The following is a 15,768-nucleotide window of genomic DNA, read 5'->3' on the forward strand; positions in this document are numbered from 1 at the left end:
GGGGACGGGTCGCGCCCACCGGACGGGGGTACGGGTCAGGTGCCGGTCAACATCCGGTCGTCGTCGGTGGTGGTCGTCGGCGCCGGGGCGGCGGGTCGGCGGACCCGACCGTCGGCGACCAGGACGGCGATCACCATCACGCCGGTCAGCAGGGTGCCGAAGAACCACCCGCCGAACACGTCGGTGAGCCAGTGCTTCTCGGCGTAGATGCGGGTGTAGCCCTCCACCGAGACCAGCACGGCCAGGGCGGTGACCAGGCCGATCAGCACCCGGCGCGGCAGCCGCCAGGTCAGCGCGGCCAGCACCAGGATGGTGCCGAAGGTCATCAGCACCCGGGCGCAGCCGCCGGAGGGGTAGGTGCCCAGGTCGGTCGGCGGGTGGCCCCGGTCGACGACCTTCGCGAGGATCGTCTGGGTGTACTGCTCGACGACGAACTGCAACGGCATCGCCACCAGCGGAATCCACCAGCGGCGACGACGCCAGGCGATGGCGAAGCCGACCGCGGCCACCACGGTCACCCACTTGAGCGGGTAGCGGTCGCCGATCGGGGAGATGAACAGGTTGACGTCCTCCCAGAAGCCGACCCGGTGGGCGTGCACGTAGTCGAAGACCGGGTGGTCGACGTGGGGTTCGAGCCGGGAGATCGCCTCACCGACCGGCCAGCACACGGCGACGACCGCCGCGCAGCCGGCCAGCAGCACCACCACGGCCGCGCCGATCCGACCGAACGCGGCGGTCAGCCCGGCCAGGGCGATCCGGAACCGTTCGGCCGTACGGCCGGTGGCGACGGCCGACATCCAGCGGGACGCCAGCACCGGGACGACCAGCAGCGGCACCAGCACCGCCAGCACGGCCAGCACGTAGACGATGGTCACCGGGGGTCACCACCGCTCGCACGGCCGGTGAGCGGGGCATGGCCCACCCCGGGCTGAATGACACGCGACGATCCCATCGTGCTCCCTGATTGTGCCGGCCGTCGGCCGGGCCTCCCCCACACCCACGCCCCGGACGAGGTCCCCACGTCGTCCCGGGCCGGACCGACCACGCCGTCACCGGCCATCAGTCGTCGAGTGGGGCCACCCTAGTGGAACGTGAGGCGGCTTCGGTAGCGGCGGTGACGGCAGTGTGGGCTTTTCGCCGTTTTTCCGGTCGGGACCCCGACAGTTGTCCCAGTCCCCGGGAGAAACCGCCGGTCAGCGTCGGGATGTGCCCAGCCGGTCGGCGAGCGTGTGCAGCAGCGCGGGGTGCAGTTTCGCACTCCAGCCACCCCCGCCGGCGGCGAGTTCCGCCGTCCGCAACCACAACTCGACGAGATATGCGTCGGCGACGAACCGACACCCCGCCGGGTCCAGGCCGAACGCCGCACCGTGCCGGCCCAACAGCTCGACCATTTCCCCGGTCGCCCCCGCGACGTCCCGGCCGTGCAACGACAGGGCGCTCTGGAACCCCTGGTGGGCGAGATCGAAGCCGAGCGGCCGGTCGGCGCCGCTGTTCTCCCAGTCCCAGACGACCAACCGACCCCGGTGCCGACCGAGGTTCCACGGCACCCAGTCGCCGTGCCAGTGCCCGAACTCCACCGCCCGGTCGCCGTCGCGGGCGGCCAGGGCCGCCAGCGCCCCGACCACCGGACCACCGGCGGTCGCGGCCCGCGCGGTCAGGTTGGCCAGGAACGCCGAACCGCGCAGCGGCCGCGGTGTCGACGGCGGGCCACCGCGCCGGGCAACCGCAATCATCGCGGCCACCTCCGGACGCAGCGGATGGCGCAGACGGCGCACCCGGGCCGGCATCGGCTCGACCAGGGTCACCGCCAGGTCACCCCAACTCACCTCGTCCAGCAGCCGGGGCACGTCCGGGAAATCACCGCCGTCGCGGGGCAGATCCCGCAGCGCGGCGGCCTCCGCGCGCACCATCGCCCGGGTCGCGTCGTTCCACCCGATCTTCGCGTACGCCCGGGCGACGCCCCGGTCGTCGAAGAGCTGCAACGTCGGCTTGTGGTGCGGGTCGGGGGGGCGGATGCCGATCGCGGCGTGCAGTTCTCGGCCCGCCCGCCGACCCAGGTGCCCGGCGAGCAGCAACTCGGCCGGGTCGGCGTCGGCGGGCACCGCCACGGTCAGCACCGGCATCCGGGCCAGCCCGGTCGCCCCGAGGCCGGCCAGCACACCGACGGCCAACCGGTTGGCCCGCACCCGGGGCGGGCGCAGCGCGTTGTAGGCCAGCGTCGACGCCGCGCCGACCCGACGGGAGGCCAGCGGGAGCAGGAACCTGGCCCGCTCCACCGAGGGCACCACGGCGTACCGGACGACCGCGCGGTGGGTGGCGGGCACCGGGTCGGGCGGCATGCCGAGCCAGAGCCGGGGGTCACCGAAGATGGCCCGGGTCACCCAGCCCACGCCGTCCTGCCGGGTCCGTGGGTCCGTCGCCACCGTCATGCCCTCCACCTGTCCCGCCCGACCGCCGTGCGCTCGCGGCCACGATAGGACCGGCGGACAAGCCGCCGCCCGGCGGGCCGTGACCCACCGGGCGGCGCACCCCGTGCCGGGCGGCTCAGCGCTGCCAGACGCGGACGTAGTCGACCCGGAAGTCGGCCGGGAAGCGGGTGGCCGCGTCGGGATCACCCAGCCAGCCGCCCACCTGGAAGTTCAGCCGCAGGTTGAACGGCTTGTTGAACGCCTCGTCGAACCACGGGGTGGTGCTGCGGTCCCGCTGCCAGACCTGGCGGCCGTCGATGTACCAGCGGATCACCCCCGGCTCCCACTCCGTGGTGTACGTGTGGAAGCCGTCACCCGGGTAGCCGGTCGGGAAGTCCCACCGCTGGTCCTGCTTGACCGGCGTGTAGTCGTAGAAGATCGCCTGGGTGGCAGCCCCGTGCAGGGACGCCCCGCCGGGCAGCTCCACCACGTCGATCTCGCCCTTGCCGCCGTCGTCGGGACGCAGCCAGAACGCCGGCCAGAGCCCCTTGGAGTCGGTCGGCCCGTTGGGCGACTTCGCCCGCATCTCGAACCGGCCGTAGGTGAACGACGCCTTGCCGATGGTGTCCAGGTAGCTCTGGGTGTACTGCCGGGTCTGCGAGCTGCACACCGCGGTCTCCCGCTGGGCGCGCAGGGTCAGCACCCCGTCGGCGACGAAGGTGTTGTCCGGGTCGTCGACGTTGCAGCCCTTGTCGATGTCGCGGCCCTCGTTGTCGCGCAGGTTCCACCGCTTGAGGTCGACCGTCGGCCCGGTGAACTCGTCGGACCAGACCAGCCGCCAGCCCGGCACGTCGGTGCCGGGGCGCACGGTCGGCGTCGGGCGCGGGGTGGCCGTGGTCGGTGCGGGCGGGCTGACCGTCCGCGTCGGCTTCGGCGACGGCGGCGGCGACGTACGCGTCGGCGACGGGGCGGCGGTGGTCGGTGCCGCCGTGGTGGCCGGCGGCCGGGTCGGCGTCCGGTCACTGCGCTGGTAGGTCAGCACCAGGCTCGGCCGGATGGCGGCCTTGGTGTTCTCCCGCGAGGCCCAGTAGATCCGGGTGTTCCAGTTCTCCTGGGTCAACGCGAAGGTGACCGGGCCGTTGCCCTTGACGGCGGCGGAGACGTCCCACTCGTTGTAGCCCTGGGCGACCCGGTCGACGGCCGAGAGCACCGGGCCGAGGGCGGGTCGGTAGGCCCATTGGCCGGCGCCGACGGCGGTGCCCTGGGCGGCGTGGGCCCGCACCCGGGACGAGAACTGCTGCCACGCGTACACCCGCAGCGTCGCCTTGACGTCGACCGCGTCGGCGGGCAGGCCCCGCACCTGGAACTCCAGCACCGCGTCGCGCTGGCCGTTACGGTTGCCGTCGCACAGCTGCGGGCAGCTGGCCAGGGTGGTCTTGACCCCGTTGTCGCCGTCCTGCGGCACCTGGGTGACCGTGGTGTCCGCGACGGCGGACAGCGTGATCGGCGGCACCTCGGCGGCGATCAACGGCATCATCGTGGCCGTGATACCGCCGACTGCGGTGACACTCAGGACACTGAGGACGACCGCCTTGCGTCGACCGCTGATGGCCGGAAGTGCGCGGTGGATTCCGTGCCGGCTCAAGGAACACTCCCCGGGTGGGCGACGATTACCCGCAGCAGCGTATCCACCACAGCCGGATGTGGCAGGTTGGAAATCGGAGTGGCGACACGACTTAACCAAAGAATAAGGGAGCAGGGGTTGCTTTTCGGCAGGCGAGCAAACGAATGCCGCTTCGGCGAGGTTACGCCTGATTGACCGGAAAGTCGGCGATGCGGTGACGGCCCGCCCACCGGTGGTCAGCGGCGGGCCGACGCCAGCGCCGCCCGCATCGCGTCGACCGGTGCCGGCACCCCGGTGAACTGGGAGAACTGGCCGACGGCCTGGGCCAGCAGCAGATCCAGCCCGGAGACCACCCGCCGGCCGGCGGCCAGCGCCGAGGCCGCCAGCGGGGTCGGCCACGGGTCGTACAGGGCGTCGAAGAGCACCGTGGACGGTCCCCAGTCGACAGCGGCCGCGACCGGGTCGGCCACCCCCCTGGGCACGGTGGAGACGACCAGGTCGGCCCGGGTGTGCGCGGCGGCGTCGGACCACGCCGCCGGGACCAGTTCCACCCCGACCGCCGACGCCACCGGCCGTAGCTGCGCCACCGCCTCCGCGCGCCGGGCCACCACCGTCACCGTGGTCGCACCGAGCCGGGCGGCGGCGGCCAGGGCGGCGCGGGCGGTGCCACCGGCGCCGAGCACCGTCACCGCGGCACCGGGGCGCACCCCGGCCCCGGTCAGCACGTCCACCATGCCGGTGACGTCGGTGTTGTCGGCGTACCACGAGCCGTCGGGCCGGCGGACCAGCGTGTTGGCCGCGCCGACGGCGGCGGCGACCGGCGACGCGGTGGCGGCCACCGCGAGCGCCGCCTCCTTGCCCGGCATGGTCACCGACAGCCCGGCCCACTCCGGGCCCAGCCCGGTAACCAGCGCCGGCAGCTCCTGCGCCCCGCACTCGATCCGGGTGTACGACCAGCCGTCGAGCCCGGCGGCGGCGTAACCCGCGTTGTGGATCACCGGGGAGAGGGAGTGTGCGATCGGCCTGCCGAGCACCGCCGCCCTCACCGGCAGTTCTCTCCGCTCAGCACGCCGTTGGTGCACATCTGGCGTTGCAGGTTGCGGAAGTCGGCGTCGGTGGTGCCGTAGCCCATGGTGCCCTTCTTGTCGATGGTCATGAAGTAGACCCAGGTGCCGTTGGGCGGGCTCATCGCGCCCTTGAGCGCGTCCTCGCCGGGGTTGCTGATCGGGGTGATGGTCAGCCCGTCCGCACCGTGCGTCCGGTACGGGTTCTTCGGGTCGTTCAGCTCGGACTGCTTGAGGATGTCGGAATCCTTCGGGTTCTTACCCTGCAACCGCAGCCAGTAGTTGATCGCGCTGTCGATCTCCAGGCACTTGCAGTGGTAGCGGTCGGTGTAGACCCGGTTGTAGATCACCCGGGCCACCTTCGGCATGTCCTCGTGGTTCACCGACTCGGCCTGCGCGATCGACGCGGTGATCAACGCCTCGTACGGCGAGATGCCCCGGTCGGTCTCGACCGTCTCGACGAACTTCATCTCCCCGGTCACGTCGAGGAACTTGTCGACCATCAGCGACAGGATCTGCGGGGCGGTCGCCTTCGGCGGCAGCTCGTAGGTGGCCGGGAAGAGGAAGCCCTCCAGGCTGCGCGGCCCCTTCTTGCCGTCCTTGCGGTTGAACCAGAACTCCGGCACGCCCAACTTGACCGGGTCCTTCGCGGCGGCCTTGAACTCGGCGACCGGAATCTTGGTCTCCTTGGCCAGCAGGTCGTAGATGGCCAGCGTGATCATGCCCTCGGGGATGGTGACCCCGTTGACCACCCGGCTCTTCGGATCCAGCAGGAGGGCGAGCGCGTCGGTGGCGCGCATCTCCTTCCTGACCTTGTACCGGCCGACCTGGATGTTCTTGCTCAGCGCGTTGTCGTCGGCCGCCTCGACGAAGGCCTTGGTGCTCTTGACCACACCCGCGTCGTAGAGGGAGTTGCCGATGTCGGTGGCGGTGTCGCCCTGCTTGACGTCGACCAGTGCCTCACCCGTGCCGGGCCCGTCGAAGTCCGGGGTGATGAAGTGGTTACGGATCCGGTCGAAGCCGTAGAAGGCCCCACCACCGATGCCACCCAGCAGCACCAGGGCCATGAACAGGGCGAAGATGGTCTTCCCGAGCCCACCGCCCGACTTGCCCCTGCCCGACGTGCCGTTACGCCGGTTGACGAAGCCGCGCCGGTGCCGGCCCTTCTCCCCCCTCTCCTGCTCGTCGAACCCGAGGTCCAGATCGTCGATCATTCCGTCCGCCTCCGCTGCGCTTCCAGCCAGCTCTGCAGGATCTCGACCGCGGCGGCCTGGTCCACCACCGCACGTTGGCGCTTTCCCCGGACGCCACGCTCGGCAAGCCTACGAGACGCGACGACAGTTGACATCCTCTCGTCGGTGAGGGTCACCGGAACCGGGGCGATCACCTCCGCCAGCCGGCCCGCGTACGCCGACACGTGCTGGGCCGCCGGGCCGTGCCGACCGGCCAGGTTGACCGGCAGACCGACGACCACCTCGACGGCCTCGTGCTCGGTCACCAGCTGCGCGAGCTGGGCAAGGTCGCTGGGCACGGCGTCCGGGCCGGCGGTCAGGTCCCGGGCCAGGGTGACCAGCGGGGTGGCCAGGATGCCGTGCGGATCGGACCGGGCCACCCCCACCCGGACCTGCCCGACGTCGACGCCCAACCGGACCCCACGGGACGACTCACTCACGGATGGTCACCCTCCCCGGTGACGAGCCAGGGCGGACCAGCTCGGGTCCGCCCTGGCTCGGATGCTGTTCCGTCACGCGTCGGCGATCGCCTTCTCGACCGTGAGCAGCAGGTTCGGCGCCTCGGCGGCGGGCAGGCCACCGCCCTGCGCCACGTCCGGGCTACCCCCGCCACGCCCGGAGAAGGCTGCCTTGACCAGGTCGTTCGCCGCCAGACCACGCCCACGGGCCGCCGTGTTCACGGCCACCACCAGGGATGCCTTGCCGTTCGAGCGGGCCGCCACCGCCACCACGGCCGGGCGCGCCGGATCGATCTTGCCGCGAATCTCCTGGGCCAGGGTCCGCACGTCGTTGCCGGCCGCGCCCTCCGGCGCCTCGGTGCCGACGTACGCCACCCCCCGGACGTCCTTCGCCTGCCCGGCCAGCGCCGCCGCCCCACCCAGCACCAGCTGGGCGCGGAGCTTCTCCAGTTCCTTCTCGGCGTCCCGCAGCTGGGTGACGGTCTGCTCCACCCGGTCGGCGACCTGCTCGCCGGGCACCCGGAACAGCTCCGCCAGCCGGGACACCAGCAGATGCTCACGGGCCAGGAAACCGAACGCGTCCATCCCGACCAGCGCCTCGATCCGGCGGACCCCGGAACCGACCGACGCCTCGGAGAGGATCTTCACCAGGCCGAGCTGGGCCGACCGGGCCACGTGGGTGCCGCCGCACAGCTCCCGGGCGTAGTCGCCGACCTCGACGACCCGGACCCGCTCGCCGTACTTCTCGCCGAACAGCGCCATCGCGCCGATCCGCCGCGCCTCCTGCTGGGTGGTGATGAAGGCGTTGACCTCAAGGTCGGCCAACAGCACCTCGTTGACCTGCTGCTCCACGTCGTGCAGCACGCTGGGCGACACGCCGGTCGGGGTGTTGAAGTCGAACCGCAGCCGGCCCGGCGCGTTCAACGAACCCGCCTGGGTCGCCGACTCCCCGAGGAAGTTACGCATCGTCTGGTGCACCAGGTGGGTCGCCGTGTGCGACCGGGAGATCGCCCGGCGGCGGGTCACGTCGATCTCGGCGTAACCGGTCTCACCGGCCCGCACCTCACCCCGGACCACCTTCGCCCGGTGCACGATCAACCCCGGCACCGGCTGCTGCACGTCGAAGACCTCGACCTGGCCGGCGCCGACCGTGATCAGCCCCTGGTCGGGCTGCTGACCGCCGCCCTCGGCATAGAACGGGGTGGTGTCGAGCACCAGCTCGACCGTCTCCCCCTCGACCGCCGCGCCCACCGTCGCGCCACCGCGCAGCAGCGCCCGGACCCGGGACTCCCGCTGCAACTCGGTGTAGCCGGTGAACTCCACCTCACCGCCGTCGTCGCGCACCGACCGGTACGCCGACACGTCGGTGTGCCCGGTCTTGCGGGCCTGCGCGTCGGCCTTCGCCCGGCTGCGCTGGTCGGCCATCAGCCGCCGGAAGCCCTCCGCGTCGACCTGCAGGCCCTGCTCGGCGGCGATCTCCAGGGTCAGGTCGATCGGGAAGCCGTACGTGTCGTGCAGCTGGAACGCCTTCTCCCCCGACAGCGCCGGCTTCCCCGCCGACCGGGTCTCCGCGATCGCCGTGTCCAGGATCGTCGTGCCCGCCCGCAGCGTCGACAGGAACGCGTCCTCCTCGGCGTACGCGTACTGGGAGATCCGGTCGAACTCCTCCGCCAGCTCCGGGTACGACGGGGACATGCAGTCCCGGGCCACCGGCAGCAACTCCGGCAACGCCCGCTCCTGCCAGCCCAGCAGCCGCACCGCCCGGATCGCCCGCCGCATGATCCGGCGCAGCACGTAGCCGCGCCCCTCGTTGCTCGGGGTCACCCCGTCGCCGATCAGCATCAGGGCCGTCCGCACGTGGTCGGCGACCACCCGCAGTCGCACGTCGTCCGGGTGCGACTCGCTGGCCACGTGCCCGGAGTGCGCGCCGTACCGCTTGCCGGTCAGCTCCGCCGCCCGGTCCAGGATCGGCCGCACCTCGTCGATCTCGTACAGGTTGTCGACGCCCTGCAGGATCGAGGCCATCCGCTCCAGGCCCATGCCGGTGTCGATGTTCTGCGCCGGCAGGTCACCCAGGATCGGGAAGTCCTCCTTCCCGCTGCCCGGACCCCGCTCGTACTGCATGAAGACCAGGTTCCAGAACTCCATGTAGCGGTCCTCGTCGACCGCCGGGCCGCCCTCGCGGCCGTACTCCGGACCCCGGTCGTAGAACAGCTCGGAGCACGGGCCGCACGGGCCGGGAATGCCCATCGACCAGAAGTTGTCCGCCTTGCCCCGGCGCACGATCCGCTCGGCCGGCACCCCCACCGACCGCCAGATCTCGAACGCCTCGTCGTCGTCGAGGTAGACCGTCGGCCAGACCCGCTCGCCGTCCAGCCCGTAACCGCCCTCGGCGACCGGCTTGGTGACCAGGTCCCAGGCCAGCGGGATCGCCCCGGCCTTGAAGTAGTCACCGAAGGAGAAGTTGCCGTTCATCTGGAAGAACGTGCCGTGCCGGCTGGTCTTGCCGACCTCGTCGATGTCCGGCGTGCGCAGGCACTTCTGCACGCTCACCGCCCGCCGGTACGCCGGGGTCTGCTGCCCCAGGAAGTACGGGACGAACTGCACCATGCCGGCGTTGACGAACAACAGGTTCGGATCGCTGATGGCGGGCAGCGGAGCGGACGGCACCACGGTGTGCCCGTTCGCCTCGAAGTGGGCGAGGTACCGCCGCTTGATCTCCGCCGTCTTCATCGCTGGGGTTCCTCCGGAAAGATCTCTCGGTCACCGATACGCGGGTCCTCCCGCAGCTCGGCGAACTGGTCGTCGAACGCCTCACCGCGGGCGAACGCCTCGTGGATCTCCTGCTCGCGCTCGGCCATCCCGATCCGTACGTCCTCCACGAAGCTACGCAGCGACTCGACCAGACCGCCAGCGGATTCGGACAGCCCACTGGCGATGCCCGCCGGGGTGTACGCCTGGGCCGTCCGGGTGGCCTTGCGGACCACCACCACGCCCACGGCCAGCCCGATACCGAGCCAGAAAAGTCGCCTCATGTCCCTATCCTCCTGTGCGCCGCCGGCCCGGGGTCAGCGGTTGCCGCGCCGGGCGGCCCGACGCTGCTGCTTGATGGTGTCGCGCACCTCACGCTCGGTCTCCGCGGTCCGCCGCGCCGACGCGGCCCGGCGCACGCCGTACCCGAAGGCCGCCACCTTCACCAGCGGGTTCGCCGCGGCGGCCGAGACGACGGTGGCCAGGTTCGCCACGTTGGCGGTGACGTTCTGCGCGTGGCTGGTCATCGTGTCGACCTTGGCGAGCTGGAGGTTCACCCCGTCGAGGGAGGTCTGCACCTGCTCCAGGGCGACGTTGACGTTCTTCACCGTGGTGTTCACGTCCCCCAGCAGCGGGGCGGTCTGCTCGTTGAGGTCGTTGATCATCCGGGTCGTCGCGTCCACGGTGTGCCGCAGCCGCAGGATCGGCACCGCCAGCACGAGCACCAGCATCAGGAACGCGCCGGCCGCGATCAGCGCAGCGATCTGTCCACCATCCACGCAAGTCCTCCTCAAGCAGGGTTCCGGGGCCCGACGCCCCGGAACACGCGACCCGGATCCCCGCCGTCGCGGCGTGACCCCGCACGGGGTCATCGGGAGCAGGCGGGCCTGCCAGCCCCAGACCCTACCGTCCGTGATGGAAGCCGGCTCAGGATGGTGAGCGTGTCAGATCGCCGAGCGGATCGTCGGTGATCGTCGGGAACGGGTCCTCACCGGTCAGTGACGGGTCGGTGCTCGGCTGTGGCCGGGTCCGCTCGTCGTCGATCGCGTTACGGACCTTGACCGAGACCAACGAGCCGGTGCACTCCCCCGCCGCGGGTGGGACCGGGGTGGCCGGCGGCACCGCCGGGTCACCACTCGCCTGCGGTGCCGCGCAGGTCGGCTCCCGCACCCACAGGTCGAGGGTCAACTCGTCGCGCCGCCAGCAGGTGTAGCTGCCCTTGGCCGGCTGCTCCGGGCAGCGGGTGACCTCCCACCGCCGCCAACCCCCCGTCCGCAGGGCCTGCTCGTAGACCCGGGCGGTCTCCTCCGGTGCCCGGTCGGACTCCACGGTGCGCTCCCGCAGCCGGCAGTCCTGCAGACACCAGCGGCTGCCACTGACGTTGTCCACCGTCTTGGCCGTCGCCCAGCCGGGCACACCCAACTCGTCGAGGGTGTCGAAGACCGGATCCCGGCTCAACGTCCGCATCCCGAAATAGAGCGGGAGCGCGCCGAGGAGCACCACGCTGACCAGTACCAGGACTCCCAGCCGCAGCCGACGCCGCTCCCCCGACCGGCGTCGCGGCCCGGTGCCGGCGGGTGCGTCGGAGTCGACGCCGGACGCCTCCCCCCCGGTGGCCGGGCGCAACGGCCCGCCGGCCGGACCGTCGGCATCGGACCGGACCTCCTCCGGGGCGGCCACCCGGGCCACGCCCGGTCGGTCGACCCGGCCGGCGGCGGGTGGCACGGCGGCGGAACCCGTCGCCTCCACCCGGTCGGCGGGACGCACCGGCGGAGCCGCCCGACCGGCGGATTCCTCCGGTCGTACGCCCGGCGCGGTGGCCCGGGCCACCGCCGCCGTCGCGGCGACCCCACCCGCACCGGCGGGCCGGGGGGCGGCATCGGCAGCAGGTCCGGGCCGTCGGTTCCCCTCCGGCCCCGCCGCACGACGTGGGTCGTCGGCGGGTGCGGGTGGACGCGCGGTGCCGGTGGCGGGGCCGCCCACCCGCGCGGTGCCGGCGGCCGGACCGTCCGGACGCGCCACACCGGTGGCCGGGCGCGCGGTGCCGGCGGCCGGACCGTCCGGACGCGCCACCCCGGCGGCCGGCCGCGCAGTGCCGGTGGCCGGACCGTCCGGGCGGGCGGTGCCACGCGCCGGTGCGCCGGGGCGCGGGGCCCGCGGATCGGGTTCGCCGAGCCGCGGACCGCCCGGACCCGGGACATCGGGGCGGGGGCCGCCACCGGGGGACCCGGCCGGGCGAGGGGCGTTCGGAACCGGCACACCGACCCGGGGAGCGCCGGAGGTGGGTGCCGTGGCGGTCGTGTCCGGACCGGTGGCACCGGCCGGACGTGCCGCCGGTGGGGACGCCGCCGCACGCGGGCCGTCGGCGACCGGCGTGACGCCGGGCACCGGGACAGCCGCAGTGGCACCGGTCCGGGGCCCACCGGGCGGGGTGCCCCGGACCCCGGGGAAGCCGGGACCGTCAGGACCGCCGGGGCCCTGGGCGCGCGGGCCACCCGGCACCGGCGCGCTGCCGGGCACCGGAGCCGGGCCACCGGCCCGGGGATCGGGGACCGCCCCGGCGGCACCGGGACGCGGGCCCCGGGTCGGCTCCGGTGACGGACCGGGACCGGCGTGGGTGCCCCGGGCGGGACGGTCGGGCCCCTGTGCCCCGGGGCCGGCCGGCCGGCCGGGAGCCCCCTCGGGCGGGTTCGGCCGGGCCGTCGCCCGGGTCGGGCCGGGCTGGTCGGGTGCCCGGGTCGGGCCGGGCTGGTCGGGCCAGGACGGCCCGACCGGGCCGCCGGCCGTCTCCGGGCCACCGCGACGGGTCGGGGCGACCGGGGCGGCCGCTGCCGACGGGTCCGACCGGCCGGGCGGCGGGGTCGAGCGGTTCAGCACCCGCAGGGCGGGGTCGGTGTGTGAGGTGCGCCCGGCCTGGCGCAGCCAGTCGGCCGGACGCTCCGGGCGGTCGCCCCGGGGCCGGTCCCCCGGCGCCGGGGCGACCGTCGGCTGGCCGGCCGTCCCGCCCTCGTCGGACCGGCTCCGCCGGCCCGGTGCCTCGTCGGCGTCCGGACGGGCCCGGGAACCGGGGGCCTCGGTGCCGACCGGGTGCCGCCATCCGCCCGACGGCTCCTCGTCGTCGCGGCGGGCCCGACGACCCACGGGTGCGTCGCCCGGCTCGGGGCGGTGGACGGCGGGCTCGTCGTCGGGGCGGGCCCGCAGGCCGGGCGGTGCGGCGACCTCGGTGGGTGGGCGGCGGCGGCCGTTGTCATCGCGGGCGACCGGGCCGGGCCGACCCGGAACGGAGGGGGCGGCCGGTGCACGAGGCGCGGCCTCGGGCAGCGGCGGCGCGTTACCGCTCAGCGGCACCAGTGGCTGCTCCGGCTCGGCCGCGCGACGGCGGCCACCCCGCTCGGCGGCCGGCCGGTCCGCCGGCTCCCGGCCCGCGCCGGTCGCCGCGTCGGCGGGCCGGCCCGGTGCACCGGGTGTGGTCGCCTCGGGACGCGGGCCCACCGGTGCCACGGCGGCGGCCCGTGGGCCACCGGCCGACGGATCCGGAAGCAGTCCGGTTCCGGCCGGGCCAGCAGCCCCGACGCTCGGGGCACCGCCCGGGTCGACGCCGACGGGGGCGGCACCCGGGCCGGGCCGGGCCGGCTCGACCGGTACCGCCCGGCGGCCTCTCGGCCGGTCGTCCGGCACCGTCCGACGGCTACGCAGGGACGGCTCAGCGGGGGTCGCGACGCCCGGCCGGTCCTCCGCAACCGCCCGGCCGGCCGGTGGTCCGGCTGCCGGGCCACCGGGGGCCGTACCACCGGGCCCGGCCCGGCCGACCGGAGGACCCTGAACCGGCGGCGGTGACTGACCTGCGGGGGGTGCCTGACCGACCGGCGACCCCGCCCGGCCGGGCCCCGCGCCGGGGACCGACGCGCGGCCGGGTGCCGGGACGGCGACCCGGGCCGGGCCGGTGCCACCGGTGGCGGGGTCGGGACGGGACGTCTCATCGGGCCGCTGCGGGCCCGGCCGGCCGGGCGGCGCCGGGTCAGGCCACGGCCCCGCACCCGGACGTTGACGCTGCTCCGGGGTCGCGGGCCAGCCCGGCCCACGCACCGGCGGGGCAGCCGGGCCGGCAGGGTGCGGCGGCGGCCCGGCGGAGTGGGCGACCGGCCGTGCCGGCCGGGCCGGATCGTCACCGGCCGGCACCGGACCGGGTCGGGTCATCCCGGCCGGTGGCGGCTCGGCCGGGCCGCCGGGCTGCGGCGGGCGGGCGACACCGGGGGCCGTCGGCTCCCGGCGCGGGCCCGGTTGGCCGGTAAACGGTGCGGCCGGGGGCCCGGGCTGCGGCCGGGCACCCGGCGGTGCCGGCTCCGGCCCTGCCCCGGCAGGCGTCGGGTGCGGTCGGGGATCGTGCTGCGGTGGGCGGGGAGCGGCCGGGTCGGGTCGGAGCACCGGCTGACCTACGCGCGGTGCGACCGGCCCGGACTGCGGCGCGGACGGTTCCCGGCCGACCGGTGGCGCGGCCGGGGGGCGCACGGGCGGAACCGGGCCGCCGTCCGGCCCGAGCTCGGTGCGCTGCTGTTTCGCCGTACGCAGGTCGTCGATCCAGCCGAAATCCTCGCCGACCGGCTCGGGCGGGGTCTCGTCGCCGCCCCGCCCACGACCCCACCGACGTCCCTTGGCGCGAGGTTCACGCCGCTCGTCGGGACCGTCCTGCGGTTGCTCCCCACCTCGCGATGTCACTGCCGAACCTCCCCGGCGGCGTCGCCGCCGTCCTCGTCCGCCCCACCGGCGTGCCCCGTGCCCGACGGCTGCCGGCCGTTGACCACCGGCACCGGACCGTCGGGGCGCGTCGCCGGGGCGGACAGCCCCCGGACGATCCGGCGCAGCAGGGGCAGCCGGGCGGCCACCGACCGCTCGGCCCCGTGCCCGCTGGGCCGGTAGTAGTCGGTCCCGACGAGGTCGTCGGGAGCGTACTGCTGGGTGACCACCCCGCGCTGGTCGTCGTGCGGGTAGCGGTAACCCGTGCCGTGCCCGAGCCCTCGGGCACCGGCGTAGTGCGCGTCGCGCAGCCCGCGCGGCACCGCGCCGCCCCGGCCGGCCCGTACGTCGGCCATCGCCGCACCGAGGGCGGTGGTCGCCGAGTTGGACTTCGGCGCGGTCGCCAGGTGGATCACCGCCTGGGCCAGGTTGAGCTGGGCCTCGGGCAGGCCGACGTACTCCACCGCGTGCGCGGCGGCGGTCGCCACGCTCAGCGCCGACGGGTCGGCCATGCCGACGTCCTCGCTGGCGAAGATGACCATACGGCGGGCGACGAACCGGGCGTCCTCCCCGGCGACCAGCATCCGGGCCAGCCAGTGCAGCGCGGCGTCGACGTCCGAGCCGCGCATGCTCTTGATGAAGGCGCTGGTCACGTCGTAGTGCGCGTCGCCGTCACGGTCGTAGCGCACGGCCGCGACGTCCACCGCCTGCTCGGTGGTGGCCAGGTCGATCCGGTCGACGCCGAGCGCGGTCGCCGAGGCCGCCGCCGCCTCCAGCGCGGTCAGCGCCTTGCGGACGTCACCGCCGGCCAGGCGCACCAGGTGGTCCTCGGCGTCGGTGGCCAGGGTGAGCGTGCCGGCGAGGCCGCGCGGGTCGGTCACGGCGCGGCGCAGCAGCGCGCGCACGGCGTCGTCGTCGAGCGGCTGGAGGGTGAGCAGCACGCACCGGGACAGCAGCGGCGAGATGACGGAGAAGTACGGGTTCTCGGTGGTCGCCGCGAGCAGGGTGACCGTGCGGTCCTCGACGGCGGCGAGCAGCGAATCCTGCTGGGTCTTGCTGAACCGGTGCACCTCGTCGATGAAGAGCACGGTCTGCGGGCCACCGGAGCGGCGCTGGCGGCGGGCGGTCTCGATGACGGCCCGCACGTCCTTGACCCCGGCGGTCAGCGCCGACATGGCCACGAACCGGCGGTCGGTGGCCCGGGCCACCAGGTGGGCGATGGTGGTCTTGCCGCTGCCCGGCGGGCCCCAGAGGATGACCGACAGCGCCGCGCCACCGCCGACGAGCTGCCGCAGCGGCGCCCCGGGGGCGAGGAGGTGTTCCTGGCCGACCAACTCGTCGATGCTCGCCGGTCGCATCCGCACCGGCAGCGGGGCGTCCTGTCCGACGGAGGCGAAGTCGTCGACGCCGACGGAACCCGCGGGGGCGCTGGGCGCCGCGGCGGGTGCACCGAGGGAGAAGAGGGCGTCGGAATCCATCAGGAAGACAGTACCGGGC

Annotated in this window: 11 protein-coding genes; all 11 read right to left on the reverse strand. The window is 74.6% G+C overall.

Annotation, left to right across the window (positions count from 1 at the left end):
- Window positions 1-35 precede the first annotated feature (35 nt).
- The 11 genes from ACN260_RS18605 to ACN260_RS18655 all read right to left on the reverse strand — a co-directional run bounded on the left by ACN260_RS18605 (window position 36) and on the right by ACN260_RS18655 (window position 15,749).
- On the reverse strand, window positions 36-875 hold the full coding sequence (locus tag ACN260_RS18605) for a hypothetical protein (RefSeq protein WP_422752312.1): 840 nt from the start codon (window positions 873-875) through the stop codon (window positions 36-38).
- 318 nt (window positions 876-1,193) lie between these two features.
- A complete protein-coding gene (locus ACN260_RS18610) occupies window positions 1,194-2,429 on the reverse strand; it encodes a hypothetical protein (RefSeq protein ID WP_422752313.1) in 1,236 nt (411 codons plus the stop codon).
- Window positions 2,430-2,544: 115 nt separating this feature from the next.
- The gene (locus ACN260_RS18615; RefSeq protein WP_422752314.1) at window positions 2,545-3,945 is read right to left on the reverse strand and encodes a family 16 glycosylhydrolase; all 1,401 of its coding nucleotides are present in this window, start codon (window positions 3,943-3,945) and stop codon (window positions 2,545-2,547) included.
- 323 nt (window positions 3,946-4,268) lie between these two features.
- Window positions 4,269-5,078: a shikimate dehydrogenase gene (locus ACN260_RS18620; protein WP_422752315.1), complete on the reverse strand. Its 810-nt coding sequence runs from the start codon at window positions 5,076-5,078 to the stop codon at window positions 4,269-4,271.
- Window positions 5,075-6,310 (reverse strand): endolytic transglycosylase MltG, encoded by a 1,236-nt coding sequence (gene mltG, locus ACN260_RS18625; protein ID WP_422752316.1) that lies wholly within the window; start codon window positions 6,308-6,310, stop codon window positions 5,075-5,077. Before mltG ends, ACN260_RS18620 begins: the two co-directional genes overlap by 4 nt.
- Window positions 6,307-6,768, reverse strand: coding sequence for a Holliday junction resolvase RuvX (gene ruvX / locus ACN260_RS18630; protein WP_422752317.1), 462 nt, complete (start codon window positions 6,766-6,768; stop codon window positions 6,307-6,309). The genes mltG and ruvX overlap by 4 nt, the downstream gene beginning before the upstream one ends.
- A 72-nt stretch (window positions 6,769-6,840) precedes the next feature.
- Window positions 6,841-9,519, reverse strand: coding sequence for an alanine--tRNA ligase (gene alaS, locus ACN260_RS18635; protein ID WP_422752318.1), 2,679 nt, complete (start codon window positions 9,517-9,519; stop codon window positions 6,841-6,843).
- Window positions 9,516-9,821, reverse strand: coding sequence for a hypothetical protein (locus tag ACN260_RS18640; protein ID WP_067312326.1), 306 nt, complete (start codon window positions 9,819-9,821; stop codon window positions 9,516-9,518). The genes alaS and ACN260_RS18640 overlap by 4 nt, the downstream gene beginning before the upstream one ends.
- A 33-nt stretch (window positions 9,822-9,854) precedes the next feature.
- The gene (locus ACN260_RS18645) at window positions 9,855-10,316 is read right to left on the reverse strand and encodes a DUF948 domain-containing protein (protein WP_088647310.1); all 462 of its coding nucleotides are present in this window, start codon (window positions 10,314-10,316) and stop codon (window positions 9,855-9,857) included.
- A 148-nt stretch (window positions 10,317-10,464) separates the two neighbouring features.
- On the reverse strand, window positions 10,465-11,064 hold the full coding sequence (locus ACN260_RS18650; protein ID WP_422756752.1) for a hypothetical protein: 600 nt from the start codon (window positions 11,062-11,064) through the stop codon (window positions 10,465-10,467).
- Between the two features lie 3,185 nt (window positions 11,065-14,249).
- Entirely contained in the window at window positions 14,250-15,749 is a 1,500-nt protein-coding gene (locus ACN260_RS18655) for a replication-associated recombination protein A (protein WP_422752319.1), read from the reverse strand.
- Between the last annotated feature and the right edge of the window lie 19 nt (window positions 15,750-15,768).

Source organism: Micromonospora sp. WMMD708 (assembly GCF_049315245.1).
Lineage (GTDB): Bacteria > Actinomycetota > Actinomycetes > Mycobacteriales > Micromonosporaceae > Micromonospora > Micromonospora wenchangensis.

Coding starts and splice junctions, on each gene's coding strand:
- ACN260_RS18610 (WP_422752313.1), bottom strand. CDS start 2,429: ATGACGGTGGCGACGGACCCACGGACCCGGCAGGACGGCGTGGGCTGG.
- ACN260_RS18615 (WP_422752314.1), bottom strand. CDS start 3,945: ATGATGCCGTTGATCGCCGCCGAGGTGCCGCCGATCACGCTGTCCGCC.
- mltG (WP_422752316.1), bottom strand. CDS start 6,310: ATGATCGACGATCTGGACCTCGGGTTCGACGAGCAGGAGAGGGGGGAG.
- alaS (WP_422752318.1), bottom strand. CDS start 9,519: ATGAAGACGGCGGAGATCAAGCGGCGGTACCTCGCCCACTTCGAGGCG.
- ACN260_RS18640 (WP_067312326.1), bottom strand. CDS start 9,821: ATGAGGCGACTTTTCTGGCTCGGTATCGGGCTGGCCGTGGGCGTGGTG.
- ACN260_RS18655 (WP_422752319.1), bottom strand. CDS start 15,749: ATGGATTCCGACGCCCTCTTCTCCCTCGGTGCACCCGCCGCGGCGCCC.